13 protein-coding genes and 1 pseudogene are annotated in these 14,490 nt (G+C 42.4%); 10 read left to right on the top strand and 4 right to left on the bottom strand.

Features of this window, described 5'->3' with window-relative positions:
• Positions 1–112 precede the first annotated feature (112 nt).
• From CGC65_RS26680 to CGC65_RS26650, 7 genes are read left to right on the top strand one after another with little or no spacing between them, the layout of a single operon-like run.
• A complete protein-coding gene (locus tag CGC65_RS26680) occupies positions 113–1,522 on the top strand; it encodes a sugar transferase (protein WP_002566624.1) in 1,410 nt (469 codons plus the stop codon).
• Positions 1,523–1,524: 2 nt separating this feature from the next.
• A complete protein-coding gene (locus CGC65_RS26675) occupies positions 1,525–2,652 on the top strand; it encodes a glycosyltransferase (RefSeq protein WP_002566623.1) in 1,128 nt (375 codons plus the stop codon).
• Positions 2,653–3,828, top strand: coding sequence for a glycosyltransferase family 4 protein (locus CGC65_RS26670; protein ID WP_002566622.1), 1,176 nt, complete (start codon positions 2,653–2,655; stop codon positions 3,826–3,828).
• Positions 3,815–4,591, top strand: coding sequence for an ABC transporter permease (locus tag CGC65_RS26665; RefSeq protein ID WP_002566621.1), 777 nt, complete (start codon positions 3,815–3,817; stop codon positions 4,589–4,591). Before CGC65_RS26670 ends, CGC65_RS26665 begins: the two co-directional genes overlap by 14 nt.
• 27 nt (positions 4,592–4,618) lie before the next feature.
• Entirely contained in the window at positions 4,619–5,080 is a 462-nt protein-coding gene (locus tag CGC65_RS26660) for a hypothetical protein (protein WP_002566620.1), read from the top strand.
• Complete coding sequence (locus CGC65_RS26655; RefSeq protein ID WP_002566619.1) at positions 5,077–6,159, top strand: glycosyltransferase family 4 protein; 1,083 nt, start codon at positions 5,077–5,079, stop codon at positions 6,157–6,159. Before CGC65_RS26660 ends, CGC65_RS26655 begins: the two co-directional genes overlap by 4 nt.
• On the top strand, positions 6,149–7,354 hold the full coding sequence (locus tag CGC65_RS26650) for an ABC transporter ATP-binding protein (RefSeq protein ID WP_002566618.1): 1,206 nt from the start codon (positions 6,149–6,151) through the stop codon (positions 7,352–7,354). Before CGC65_RS26655 ends, CGC65_RS26650 begins: the two co-directional genes overlap by 11 nt.
• A gap of 10 nt (positions 7,355–7,364) precedes the next feature.
• Here the strand turns inward: CGC65_RS26650 and CGC65_RS26645 are convergent, their stop codons facing one another.
• Complete coding sequence (locus CGC65_RS26645; RefSeq protein ID WP_235622188.1) at positions 7,365–8,279, bottom strand: hypothetical protein; 915 nt, start codon at positions 8,277–8,279, stop codon at positions 7,365–7,367.
• Positions 8,280–8,356: 77 nt separating this feature from the next.
• Entirely contained in the window at positions 8,357–9,802 is a 1,446-nt protein-coding gene (locus CGC65_RS26640; protein WP_002566616.1) for a DUF4214 domain-containing protein, read from the bottom strand.
• Between the two features lie 197 nt (positions 9,803–9,999).
• Here CGC65_RS26640 and CGC65_RS26635 point away from each other — a divergent pair, with 197 nt between their 5' ends.
• Together CGC65_RS26635 and CGC65_RS26630 are read left to right on the top strand one after the other, a co-directional pair.
• Positions 10,000–10,395, top strand: a complete 396-nt coding sequence (locus CGC65_RS26635) for a hypothetical protein (protein WP_002566615.1) — start codon at positions 10,000–10,002, stop codon at positions 10,393–10,395.
• Positions 10,392–10,634, top strand: a complete 243-nt coding sequence (locus CGC65_RS26630; RefSeq protein WP_007036241.1) for a hypothetical protein — start codon at positions 10,392–10,394, stop codon at positions 10,632–10,634. Before CGC65_RS26635 ends, CGC65_RS26630 begins: the two co-directional genes overlap by 4 nt.
• Before the next feature lie 497 nt (positions 10,635–11,131).
• On the opposite strand, the gene CGC65_RS31970 is transcribed toward CGC65_RS26630, so the two are convergent.
• Positions 11,132–11,356 carry a transposase domain-containing protein gene (locus tag CGC65_RS31970; RefSeq protein WP_235622190.1) on the bottom strand — a complete coding sequence of 75 codons (225 nt, stop codon included), beginning with the start codon at positions 11,354–11,356 and terminating at the stop codon, positions 11,132–11,134.
• Positions 11,336–12,688: pseudogene (gene tnpC / locus CGC65_RS31965) on the bottom strand (IS66 family transposase); the annotation flags it as partial. The gene CGC65_RS31970 and the pseudogene tnpC, both read right to left, overlap by 21 nt.
• 463 nt (positions 12,689–13,151) lie before the next feature.
• Here tnpC and CGC65_RS26610 point away from each other — a divergent pair.
• A complete protein-coding gene (locus CGC65_RS26610; protein WP_002566611.1) occupies positions 13,152–14,354 on the top strand; it encodes an IS110 family RNA-guided transposase in 1,203 nt (400 codons plus the stop codon).
• The last annotated feature ends 136 nt before the right edge of the window (positions 14,355–14,490 follow it).

The following is a 14,490-nucleotide window of genomic DNA, read 5'->3' as shown; positions in this document are numbered from 1 at the left end:
CTTGGCAGTTGGCTTATTGCATTATCCGGAAGATAATGCTATACTCTAACGGTATGTTTAGTTAAGATACAGCAGATGTTAAGCGCTTTCAAGCGATGGGAGTTTTTTGTTTATGAAAAAAGATTATGAACCATACAAGAGAATGGTAAGGTTTTTGTTTAGTGCGGTTCTCATAGGCCTGGAAGTGATGGTGTATGGACATGTATGGTTGAAATATTACAATGGATTTATGGAATTTCCATACAACCGTACAGGTAACTGGCTAATCATGGCAGTATATGGTATTCTCCTGTTGGTGTTTAGCGCCATTTATGGTGGTCTGAGGATTGGATATCTAAGGATATTTAATATTATATACTCACAGGTACTGACAAGCTTTTGCACGAATATTATCATATATCTGCAGATTACTTTGTTGACAAAACATTTTCAAAACCCTGTACCGCTGCTGGCCATGACAGGAGTAGAGGGAGTGTGGATTACTGTTTGGAGTGTGCTCTGCACTCAGATATATCTTCGGATATATCCTCCGCGTAAGGTAGTGCTGGTCTATGGGGAACATCCGGTTTATTCGCTTATGGTTAAGCTTTACGGCAGAGCGGATAGGTATGATATCAAGGAATTGGTACATATATCGAAAGGTATGGATGTAATAAAGGAAAAAGTGAAGCAGTATGAAGGTGTGATACTCTGCGATATTCCTTCGCAGATGCGTAATCAGCTTTTAAAGTATTGTTATAATGAATCTATCCGGACTTATATGGTGCCAAAGATATCTGATATTATTATACGGAGCGCAGAGAATCTTCACCTATTTGATACTCCGTTGATGCTTGCCCGAAATACTGGACTTAGTTTTGAACAGCAGTTTATAAAGCGAACATTTGATATTATCATAGCTGTGTGTGCATTGGTGGTTCTTTCGCCGATTTATCTGGTAACAGCGGCCTGCATTAAGCTCTATGACAGGGGGCCGGTGATATTTAAGCAGAAACGATATACAAAGGATGGAAAGATATTCGATATTTATAAGTTTCGCAGTATGATTGTCAACGCCGAAGCGGCGGGAACATCTGTCCCGGCCGCAGACAGGGATCCAAGAATTACTCCTGTAGGCAGGGTGATTCGGGCATTGAGAATTGATGAGCTGCCCCAATTTATTAATATTTTAAAAGGTGAGATGAGCGTCGTTGGTCCAAGACCGGAACGGGTTGAACACGTAGAATTATATACTAAGGATATACCGGAGTTTGTATATCGTTTAAAGGTAAAGGGCGGCCTTACGGGATATGCACAAGTTTATGGCAAGTATAATACTACGGCATATGACAAATTGAAGTTGGACTTAATGTATATCCAGAATTACTCAATCTGGCTTGATATCGAAATTATTTTTAAGACGATAAAAATTCTTTTGATTAAGGAAAGCACAGAAGGGTTCTCGGAAGAACAGGCAGCTGCCATTACCAAAGAGTGCGGGGATCTTACCGAAACCATGGAGGAAAAGGATAGAAAGCTGTAGATATGAAAAAATTAAATGTGCTGCAGGTTAGCCGTATGTATTATCCAGCCAGAGGCGGAATTGAAAGAGTGATACAAGATATTTCGGAGGGACTTAGTGATTTAGCCAATATAGAGGTTCTTACCTGCCAGGTAAAAGGAAATGAAGTAAAGGAAACTATACATGGGGTTCCCGTTACCCGGTGTGCAAGCAGAGGGATGCTCTTATCTTTACCAATAGCACCCTCCTTTTTTCAGAAGTTCAAGACTATGTCAAAAGGGAAGGATATTGTTCATATTCATCTGCCTTTTCCAATGGCGGATTTAGCGGCGGTGACATCGGGGTATGATGGTAAGCTGGTTATCTGGTGGCATAGTGATGTTGTGCGTCAGAAAAAGTTGATGCTGCTTTACAGGCCGATTATGGAGAAGTGTTTAAAACGGGCTGATGCAATCGTGGTCGCATCGGAGGGGCATATTGAAGGTTCCTCTTATTTGGGCCCGTACAAGGATAAATGTCATGTAATTCCGTTTGGAGTTGAAAAGAAGATGGAGAAGCGGGCTGATGAATATGTGAAAGTAAAAACTGTCAATTCATCCAGTAATATCCGCTTTCTTTTTGTAGGCAGACTTGTATATTATAAGGGGTGTGATGTACTCATCAGAGCTATGAGCAAAGTGAAATATGGTCATCTGGACATAGTGGGTGAGGGACCGCTTAAGACGGAATTGACAGAATTGTCCGAGAAACTGGGGCTTACGGACCGTGTGTCTTTCCTGGGGGAAGTAGCTGACAGCGTGCTGGATGAGTGTTTTCGTAAATGTGATGTATTTGTATTGCCTTCAGTTGAAAAAAGTGAAGCCTTTGGTATTGTACAAATGGAGGCTATGGCATATGGAAAGCCGGTCATTAATACAAATTTGAAAAGTGGCGTCCCGTATGTCAGCCTGCATCGGATTACCGGTTTGACGGTAGAGGCTAAGAATTCGTCCGAGTTGGCAGATGCCATGAATTGGCTGGCATTGCATCCGGAAGTCAGGGAAGTTTATGGAAAAGCAGGTTATGAACGGATAAAGGAGTATTTTAGTCAGAGTAATATGTTGAAGCAACTTTTTACACTTTATGAAAATTTGACTTGTGAGGAAGCATAGATGAAAATTGGATTTGAGGCCCAGCTATTATTGGACCGCCATAAGACAGGAATTGGATGGTGTGCAGTCAATCTGATTCAAAACCTGGTTAGTATGGAAGGGCATAATGATTACCAGATGCACTATTTTTCATTAGGGAAGTCACCGGAACTATTGGTTGAGATGAAGCAGTATGAAGATTTGGGGATAATGCTGAAGCCTTGTAAATGGTTCCGTTTTGTGCTGTATAAATTAATATGGCCATTTGTTCCTGTGCCGTATTCTCTGTTTTTTGGCAGGGAGTGTGATGTTACACAGTTTTTTAATTTTTTTGTTCCTCCAGGTGTAAAGGGGAAAACAGTTACGATTGTCCATGATATGGCATATAAGGCATGTCCGGAAACCGTAAAATCGAGAACTAGGCATTGGCTTAATCTGGTGCTGAAGAAATCTTGTAATCGTGCCGATATAATTATAACTGTCTCTCAATTCAGTAAGGATGAACTGGTTCGTTATCTGGGAGTTCCGAAAGAGAAGATACGGGTAATGCATTTGGGAGTAGACCAGTCAAAGTTTAGCAATCATCAGTCACGGGAACGGATTGATGCGGTAAGAGGGAAATATCACATCAAGGAGAGGTACTATCTGTATTTAGGTACCATTGAGCCGAGAAAGAATATAAAGAGGCTTTTGGAGGCTTACGGCAGGCTCCATGATAAAATGTCGAATGCACCTCAGTTGGTGCTGGCTGGAGGACGGGGATGGCTCTGCGATGATATATATGAAACAGCAAAGGCATTGGATTTAGGAGATGATATTCTTTTTACCGGATATGTGGAAGAGGGAGAAGCGCCTGTCCTCTTAGCGGGCGCAATGGCTTTTTTATTTCCGTCCTTATATGAAGGATTTGGTATTCCTCCATTGGAAGCTATGGCCTGTGGAACCCCGGTGCTGTCCGCAGATAAAGCGTCATTGCCGGAGGTTCTTGGAGATGCGGCATTGTTGATAAACCCTGAATCTGTTGACGAAATCTGTATGGGAATGGAGCGGCTGGCAGTGGATAGGGCATTACGCAGTGAACTTTCAAGAAAAGGAAGCGAGCGTGTGAAAATATATACGTGGGAACGGTCCGCACACATATTAAAGGGAATATATGAGGAATTAGTTACATTGGAGGAAAGACATGCAGTTGTTTAAGGAGATTTATGCATATAGGGAGATGATATTCAGTCTTGTACGCAGGGACTTAAAGGGGCGTTATAAAGGTTCGGCGTTGGGATTTTTTTGGACATTTTTGAATCCGCTGCTTCAGCTGGTGGTATATACTTTTGTCTTTTCTGTTATTATGAAAAGTGATGTTGAATATTATTATCTTCATCTTTTTGTGGCATTAGTACCCTGGCTGTTTTTCAGTATGTCTGTATCAGAAGGGTGTTCCTGTATTCGTTCACAACAGGATATGGTAAAGAAAATCTACTTTCCAAGAGAAGTCTTGCCAATAGCTTATGTCACAAGCCAATTTATCAACATGCTGTTAAGCTTTGTTGTGGTTCTTCTGGTAGTTTTGTTATCCGGACGGGGGCTCAACCTTGTGGCGCTTTTATATCTTCCTATAATAGCGATTGTGGAATATTTGCTATGCCTCGGTTCAGCTCTCCTTGTGTCGGCAATTACTGTGTATGTCCGCGATATGGAGTATTTGCTGAAAATTGTCACTATGGCGCTGCAGTTTTTAACGCCGGTAATGTATTCAATTGATATTGTACCTGAGCGTTATATGGCGATTTATGTTTTGAATCCCATGACCCCGATTATCGTTGCATATAGAGATATCCTATATTATGGAAAGATACCAAGGCTTACTACACTGCTTCACGCAGTTCTAATGGGTGTGGTATTGCTGGTAATTGGTTTCCTTGTCTTTGGCAAGCTGAAACGTCGTTTTGCTGAGGAGCTATAGTCGGTATGAGAGCGAAGGAGAATAATGATGAGTGACCCTATTAATATAGATGAGATTATGCAGGAGCTGCGGAATAATGCGAAAAATAAGAGCTATCCCAAGGAGGCGGTGGCATTTGATGCTGTGTGTGCCAGAAAAAAAGAGGCAGAGGATTTCGATTTTTTTAGGGAGCTTATGGAGAGGGATGTTCGTTATATGGACCGCAGTTACTATGTGGATTATGATCAGCCTATAACAGGCAGAAGTCCCAGGATTAAGAAGTTTATTAAGAGCTTATATCAATTTCATCTCAGACCGTTATGGGATGCCCAGAACTGTTTTAATTTGAAGGCGGCATCTGCCATGAGCCAGATGCGAAACTTTGTGCTACAGCAGATTGAGCAAAATGAACAGATGGAAAAACATTTGGAAGAATTAAGAAAGGTCTGCAGAGAGCAGGAGCTTAAGATTGAGCAGTTGGAGAAGAAGCTTTCGGAGGAAAAAGAATGAGGATATTTCAAATGCTGAGTAGCCTTACTTATGGAGATGCTATAGGTAATGTTGTGTTAGCTCTAAAGGAAGCTATACAGAAGCTGGGGTATGAGACAGAAGTTTATGCAGAAGCCATTGATACCAGGCTGCCTGCCGGCTCTGCTAAGAAGATTCAGTATCTGCCTGAATTGCATAAGGATGATGTTGTTATAAATCATCTGTCCAACGGAACTAGTTGGAACCACAGATTTGGTGATTTTTCCTGCCGTAAAATTATTTATTATCACAATGTTACGCCGCCTCGCTTTTTTGAGGATTTCAGTGTGGAATTGCAGATGAACTGCCATAGGGGATTAAAAGATGTAGAATATCTGGCAGATAAGGTTGACTACTGTCTTGCTGTTTCTGAGTTTAATAAGCAGGATTTGAGAAGAATGGGATACAGGCAAAAGATAGATGTGCTTCCAATTCTTATACCCTATGGAGATTATGATAAAACTCCTTCTCAGAATATTTTGGATAAGTATGGAGATGGCAGAACCAATATCCTGTTTACTGGCAGGATTTCACCTAATAAAAAACAGGAGGATGTAATTAAGGCCTTTTTTTATTATAAAAATTATATGAATCAGGATGCGAGGCTGTTTTTTGTGGGAAAATATGCCGGGATGGAGGCATATTATGAACAGTTAAAGCGATATGCAGAGGTGTTGGACCTTAAGGATGTATATTTTACCGGCCACATAAAGTTTGATGAAATTCTGGCTTATTATCGGACTGCCGATGTATTTGCCTGTATGAGTGAGCATGAAGGGTTCTGCGTTCCTTTGGTAGAGGCAATGTACTTTGGTGTACCTATTGTGGCCTACGATAGCTCAGCTATAGCAGATACCTTGGGCAATGGGGGAATATTGACAGAAGATAAGGATCCCAAACTGGTGGCAGAAATTATAAACAGGCTGGTTCAGGATGAGACACTGCGAAAAGAGATTATCTCCAGACAGAAGGAACAGTTGAAGCGTTTTGAATATGATAAAGTCACATCACTTTTCTCTGGTTACTTAGAGAAATTTTTGGAGGAACACAATGAAGGCTGAAAATGCAATTGAAGTTCATGATATAAAGAAAAGCTTTCGGGTATATTTGGATAAAGGCCGGACCTTGAAAGAACTGGTCTTATTCAGTAAGAGAAGAAAATATGAAGAGCGTCAGGTTCTTCAGGGGATTAGCTTTGAGGTAAAAAAGGGTGAAGCATTAGGTCTTATAGGCCATAATGGCTGCGGTAAGAGTACAACGCTGAAACTTCTGACCAGAATCATGTATCCCGATTCGGGAACGATAGAGATGCGTGGGAGGGTATCCAGCCTGATAGAGCTCGGGGCAGGATTTCATCCGGATATGAGCGGACGTCAAAATATATATACCAATGCATCTATTTTTGGTCTGACAAGAAAGGAAATAGATGCAAGAGTTGATAATATCATTGAGTTTTCGGAACTAGAAGCATTTATAGATAATCCCGTAAGAACATACTCATCAGGTATGTATATGCGCCTGGCGTTCGCCGTTGCTATTAACGTAGATGCGGACATCCTTCTGGTAGATGAGATTCTGGCTGTAGGTGATGCGAATTTTCAGGCAAAATGTTTTAATAAACTAAGGGAGATTAAGGCAAACGGAACAACTATTGTTATTGTATCTCACTCGCTGGGACAGATTGAAGAAATTTGCGAGAGAAGCATTTGGATTCATGAGGGAAAGATTCAGAAGGAAGGGAACCCGAGAGAGGTTCATCCGGCTTATCTGGAGTATATGGGGCAGAAACGTCCGGAGGCAGCGTCAGAGAAGGTAAAAAGCGAAGGTGAACGTCCTGGTGACGGAAGGGTGCGGATTAAAACTGTTGAAGTGATTTCGGGCAAAGAGGGTGAGTCTAACGTGTTTAGAACAGGTGAGCCTGTCACTTTAAATATTTCCTACAATGTGGTGGAGAAAGTAGAGGAAGCATCCATCGGACTTGAGGTTTATAATGGGGATGGGGTTAAATGCTATTCAACTGACACAAGGACGGAGAAAATGGATTATATAAAGCTGGAAAGGGATGGAGAGATACATCTGATTCTTGAAAATCTGGAGCTGCTTAACGGGAAGTATACTATGGACTTTTCGATAAAGAGCAAAGATAGCTTCCCGATTGACAGCTATACAAAAGCATTTTCATTTGAAATGTATTCAGACGTGAAGGATACAGGCATATCGCGGCTGGCTCATAAGTGGGAAGTGAAAAATGCATAATAAATTGTAACTAGTTTTCAGGGAATTCCGTCAGATATTTATATACACGTTCAAAATCAAAGGGCATCAGTATATCTGGACCACGTTCTAATAAAATGTGGCGGGTATTGATGTCCTTTATGAATTCCAGCAGTTCTTCAGGGTGTAAGGGATAAATGCCTTTGATGCCGGATAAGCTTTTAATATACTCTTTATCCGGAAAAACGCCGTCCAAAAGAGAGATAACCGGAATTCCGCTGAAAGCGGCTTCAAATATGATAGAGCTGTGGCCGCTGCCTATAATCAAGTTATGTCCGGCCATTACGTCATATACGGATTGAGAGGAGTCGAGGATCTGATACCCTTCTTTCGACAGCATAGGGACGATTCCTGCATCGCCAGCCGGCATTTTAAGGGGGATGTTGGGACCGGCATATCGGCGGAACCAATCGGCATAACCTTCGGTCCCCAGTTTTTCATAAAAAGTAATAATGTTGCTGGGGAAGAATACTGGGGAATAAACCGGATTTTCCTGGTCAATGGCCGGGTGTACCTCACGTTGTTTCTTCATCCAGCCAACAACCTCCACCCTCTGGCAGCAACCTAAAAGGCGGTAGTAGAGGTTGTGGGTATAAGGAAGCATTATCATGTCAAAGAGATCCAGCCATGGGATTTCGCTGCAGTGGACAAAACTTTCCATATCATGGGGATAGAATACAGAATAGACTGGCTTTAAAAAATCTATAAGCTCAATAACCGATATCATATTGCGGTCTTTTCCATAGAAATAGTGATAGTTAAATTCGTCGAACCAAACATGGGCGGAGGAAATCAGAACAATGCCACTCTGGTTTTTCATGTCCTCCAATCGATGATATAGTCCGCTGCGTTCGTAGGGAAACTTTTGATCATCTATAACAAGAACACGATGCCCCTTTCTTTCCATGTAGTGGGCCAAGGGCATCAGGGAGTTTTCGCCTCCGTATCCATGAAAAATGTAGCTATAAGTTTGAGTTGACAAAATTAATGTTCCTCCAGTTCATAATTATAAAATTCCGGTGAGAGATGTCCCGTCCTGCAGGCGATATATAGGATGACAGATGAAAAGGAAGTAATGTCCTCTTCTTTACTATCTGAATCTAAAATATAAAAACAGTCGTGATGCCGTTCATCCCTCAGATAATCATATCTGGTTGTAGGCAGTTGGGAGACAGCATATGTCTTTGAAACCCGGAAAGCGCTGATTTCAAAAAAACCGTTTCGATGGAGCTGTGAACGTATAAATGAATCTGGCAGCAAATAAGGATAGTAACCGGTACCGTGGCTTTGTTCATCCAGACTGTAAGCTGCTTCTCCGGAAAGAGACAGGAAGCTTGAACCGAGGAAGGACAAAGCTAGATTGTCAACCGATAGCAGCGCTGGACGTCCGGAGGCATCGGGCTGTTTAATCCTTTTGCCGGCATATAGTAAGGACATTGTGTTGCAGCCTGGATTCAGGGATAACTTTAAGGTGACATTACATTTTGTACCGGAATATTGAATCGGTATAGTTTTTCCATGAAAGGAAATGGAAACCTCGCTGTTAATATCCAGTACGGTCAGTATAAAATCAAGAGTAATCTGACAATAATCCATGCTGTGGTTTATAAGATGGATTGAACCATCCAATTCCAGTCCAGCCATCCACCTGCATATTGTGCCGTCGGGGCGGAACTCCATCCGGTCCCAGCTGCCATCCCATACGATGCTTACATATGCCTGGGAAGAGGGGAGCTGGGGCATAGTGAGGACAAGAGTGTCCCCAATGGAATTGGCAAAGGAGGATAGCCTGTCTGTAGTAAGTAGTTGAAAGAGAACATCCGGATTTGTAATAAAACAGCTGCTTTTAGGGGCCGGCATATGGGAGTCCATGTATTCTGTTATATCTGCTACTTTGGTGTGTGTTATGCTCGTATTTAAAACTGAATTTGCCGGACTCAGTACAGAGGCCAGATGTCCGATATATGTTAGATCCGACAGTTTAGGAAGATAAGCGGAAATCTGAGAAATCTGCCCTTCTGCCAATGCGCTGTACTCTGTGTCAAAGGAATAATCATGTTCAGTAAACTGCTCCGCTAAGTACCCAAAGCGTCCGCAGTGAAGCGGCGTGGAAAAGCATTCACTATTATATTTGGGAATGCTATCCAGATGTAGAAGTTTAAGTAGTTTTTCCATGCCTTTATAAAGATAGCAGTCTAATTTATAAGAAGCAATCTCTTTTATAACAAAGCGGTTGCCAAATTCCTGGGAGCGCGTAATCCAATATAAGAAGCCTTTTTTTGACAGACCGTTTGATAACATCTGTATGGCATGCTGCATCTCGAATGGATCTAAAGAACGGCCTAGCATGGTATGGTAACATTGAATGATGAATTCGGTATCATCAGTTATTTTTTGTAAGGACGTGATGTTGAATGTGGTGTTTTGCATAGGAACCTCCTTGATTAACTAGAATGTACATGATATGAGGCGGTGTGTCAAGGAGAAATCATATTATTAAAAATAAAATGGTAACAGACAATATGTAATGACCCCACATTTGTAATCTCGTGGATTTACCTGTATACTCAAGATTGCAAAGATCAAAGGTAACAGGGATTACCGCATACAAAAGGAGGCCATTACAAATGTATAATACCACAATTTTCGTAGGAATGGACGTTCACAAAGAAACTTTTTCACTTTGTTGCTATTCAATTGAGAAAGATGAGTTTTCCCATCCGCATACAACGGAGGCGGATTATATACATGTACTTTCCTATCTTGCTTCCCTGAGGGCTGCATTGGGGGAAAATGTATCTTTTATATGCGGTTATGAGGCAGGATGCCTGGGCTATACCCTGTACCACCAGCTGACAGAGCATAATATCACATGCGTTATCCTGGCACCAACCACCATGCCTGTAATTAAGGGAAAGAAAAAATCAAAACGGATAAGCGGGATGCGCGTAACATTGCAAAATGCCTTGCCCACCATGATTACAGCCCTGTGTATGTCCCAACTGGCCAGGATGAACAGGTGAAGGATTATATCCGCATGCGGGATGACCATAGGCTGGCCCTGAAAAAAATGAAGCAGGAAATCAATGCATTCTGCCTGCGCCACAACCTGCGGTATGGGGGCCGCAGTACCTGGACTGCGGCACATACTAAATGGCTCAGGGGGCTGGAACCTGAAGGGCTGTACCGGGAAATCCAGAAACAACAGAAGGCATCCGGAAGAGACCCTGGCCCCTTCCAGATTCGGGCCATCTACGGCTGAACTGTGTTGGCACGTGAAAGCGTGATCCACGATAACAGACGGTAGGGCCCACGGCGGACCATTGACCTGTAGGTAACCAATCCACGTATATCAGAGTGGTCAAAGCCGAAAAGTGAAATCCAGGGTTTCTTTTAGGTGCCTTCAGCAGAAAAAGATAAAAAAGTTTGTGGTGACTCAATTTACCTCTTGACAAAAGTCATTACATATCAGTTCAGCCTATCGGCTGAACTGATGGGTTTAGCACCGGCTAAAAAATAGCCGGTGTGCCCATGAATAGACGTTTTATATTTTCCAGTATCGCCATCTCTCTTCTTTTCAACGTCTCTATGATACTTAGAATCGAGCAGTACATTTCTTACCCGCTGGCCTTGCGGAATCCTCTTGCCATCTTTTGACGATACTTTTCCATTCGGTTCAGAAGCGTCTGTTCCTCCTTTTTGGCGTATCGTAAGCGTTAAATCCTGCGCCTACCTATAAATTTACGCCACTAACAGATATCAGCGGCGTGGTTTTCTGCATTCAGCCGGTAACTCTTTTGCCCATGGCAATAAGTGGTTTAGCTTCGCAGAATCTATATTTCCTTTTTCGTCACAGCGTTTGGGAAGCTCTGTGAGTAAATGTTTAAAATAATAATAAGGTCTCAGGTTATTGAGCTTTGCGGTTTCCGAAATACTGTAGATGACAGCGCTTGCCTGCGCTCCCTGAATGGAATCGTGAAACATCCAGTTCTTTTTACCGATACAGAAAGTTCTGATGGAACGTTCACTTGCTGAATTATCAATGGGTACCTTCCCATCAGTCAGAAATACCTTCAGATACTTTTCCTGATTCAGGCTGTATTTCAGTCCTTCGGCTGTTTTCCCTTTGGGTGGTACGGCAGTTTTTTTTAGCTGGCTTTTTACCCACGCAAAATACTCCTCAACCAAAGGTTTGATTGAGTTCTGGCGTTCTTTGAGACGTTCCCCGGCTGTCAGATCCTTTAAGGCACCTTCCAGTTTATAGATCTGGGATATCCGGCTTAATGCCTGATAGGCAACCGAACGTCGTACCGCATCAGGATTGGATTTATCCGCTATCTTTATGGCATCGGCATAATCCCTTCTTGCATGTGCCCAGCAGTTGGCATTTATCAGTCACCGAAGCTTTTTTTCTATCAAATGATACTGGCAAAGGCTATCGGTAACCAGAATTCCTTCGTAATTCTGATAGAATTGAAGCGGAAACTCATGGTTCCTGCCTTTCTGGTATTCATAGATAACCATTGGGAACTCTGTATGGAATTCACCGGAGCGATGCACCCACATATAGCTTTTGCTTCCGGGAGCTCTGTCATCGTTGATTACCTGGGTGGGAGACTCATCCGACTGTGTCACTGGAAGCTTTAACAGTTCCTGCTTCATGCACTCCACCAGAGGTGCCAAGTACCTGTGGGAACTGTTTATCATCCAGTTTGACATGGTCTACTTTGAAATGTTAACCCCGTTACGGGAGAATTCTTGTTCAATCCGATGCAGCGGAGCAGAATTCACATACTTTACATTTAGGATAGAAGCTACAAGGGAAGGTGTTGCTATACTGCCACGAAACAGATCCTTTGGACGGTCACCACGCAGGAACTCATCCTGATGGTAACCATCGGTTCCCACAAAGACATCTACCATGTGGATTTCTACAGTCCAGCTCTCAGGTTCGTGTCTTAAACGTTTATAGGTTTCACTGGGCATCTGTTTCCAGTTGCCTTCACCGTAGAAAGCATCCAGTACCTCTTTAGATACCGTGTGGGTTGGTATGACATCTTCCGGGAAATCCTTTAAGTCCGCTTCCCGTTGCCCCTTGGATTTTTTCTTCTTTGCTTTTTTAGGGAGGATCTCATCCGGATCCGGCTCCTGTACAAGCGGATTACACAAGGCATCTGCTTCATCAAAAAAGGATAACTGTCCCTCAATGGATGCCATTGTTTCCGTATGACGACCAAAACGTTGCTGGTTTGCAAGACGTACCTGCTCAATAAGCTTCTCGATGTTTTCATTCAACGCATCAAGCTGTTCCTGCATACTGAGAATGATGGTGATCAACTCTTCACGGCTTAAGTTATTCAATTCACCCAGTGTATGCTTGCTGCCCATTGATCCGCTCCTTGTCCTTTACTGTCTCTGATTATACTACAGAATCAGTGAAATAGCGAATCGTAAGCATCTCGCCTTTTGGCAAAACGCCGGGAGTTTGACACCTGAAAATCTTGCAAGCCTTATGGCTGCTTATTTAGTACCATAAAAGTGTAGTTGTTAGAGAGTAATTAACTCTGACATCTGCACTTATTTTATTTATAATAAGGGGAGTAATTGGTCTGACGAGGCGTTCTTTGGGTCATAGCATCCGTCAAAAAAACCGTTAACCAACCCCTTATTATAAGCATTTGATTAAGCAGGTAGGGATTCGCTCCCGCGTAACCAACTAAACTGGATGGTAATAAGTGTGGCTGGAACAATTACGTATAAAAGTTATGGGAGGTTCAAGATGATAAGTGTAGGGATTGATGTGTCAAAAGGGAAAAGTACGGTCTGTGTGCTTAAGCCATACGGAGAGATCGTGTGCAGACCTTTTGAAATGCAGCATGTGGAGAAGGATTTGGAAGACTTTCATAAACTGCTGAAAAAATTGGAGGGAGAGATACGAATTGTGATGGAGGCTACTGGCATTTATCATCTGCCTGTATTGACATTCCTTCATGACAAAGGATACTTCGTGTCGGTTGTTAATCCGTTTGCAATGAAGAAATATGCGAAGGACAACAGCATCCGAGGGGCAAAGACCGACAAACTTGATTCCATAATGATTGCGAACTATGGAATTGAAAAATGGTTCAAGCTGCAAAGCTATGAAGGTGATGAAGAAATCTATGCGGAACTTAAGCTTCTGGGGCGCAGGTATCGGTACTATATGGAACTTCATGTGAAAGCTTTGCAGGAGTTGACACATATCCTGGATTATGTAATGCCGGGTATCAAGAAGATGTTTAACAGTTGGAATGAAGCGAATGGCAAGGACAAGCTCAGCGACTTTGTGGAAAGATTTTGGCACTTTGACCTAATCACATCCATGAGCCTTGAAAAATTCACAGAGGAGTATCTTGTTTGGGCAAAAGAAAAGAAATACCACCGAAGCAGATCCAAGGCTGAAGCAGTCTATGAATTAACTTCAAGTGGTATTTCCACACTGTCTTCCGGTACCCCATCGACCAAAATGTTAGTACAGGAAGCCATATCAGTATTGAGAACTGTGGATAGTTCTCTGTCTCCTATTTTAACACGGATGCAGGTACTTGCGAAGTCCCTGCCTGAATATTCAACAGTCAGGGAAATGGGCGGAGTAGGTGATGTCCTTGCGGTTAAACTGATGGCAGAGATTGGCGATGTGAGAAGGCTACATAGTGCAAAGGCACTCATAGCATGGGCAGGGATTGACCCGCCACCGTATGAATCTGGACAGTTTATCGGATCAAAACGCAAGATAACGAAACGAGGTTCTTCAACGCTCAGGAAGGTCGGCTATGAGGTGATGAGAGTGCTTAAGAGCCATCCGGCCCCAAAAGATGATGCCGTGTACAACTATATCTTAAAAAAAGAAGGTGAAGGTAAAAGCAAGAAACATGCAAAGATTGCCGGTTTGAATAAGTTTCTGCGAATTTATTATGCAAGGGTAATCGCAGTGTATCAATAGAACATAAAACCTATGACTTTGTATAGGCTGGATATAAAGCCAGTCTTCTTAATTTTACACAAAAATAGATTGACGAAATAGTTTTTAAACCTGCTGAAAAGTACTTGACTTTTGTTAGCAGGTTTTTTTGTCAAAT

Origin of the sequence: Enterocloster bolteae (assembly GCF_002234575.2) — a bacterium.
Taxonomy (GTDB): Bacteria; Bacillota; Clostridia; order Lachnospirales; family Lachnospiraceae; genus Enterocloster; species Enterocloster bolteae.
Note: the sequence above shows the minus strand (reverse complement) of the source record. Positions and strands in the feature narration are given on the sequence as shown.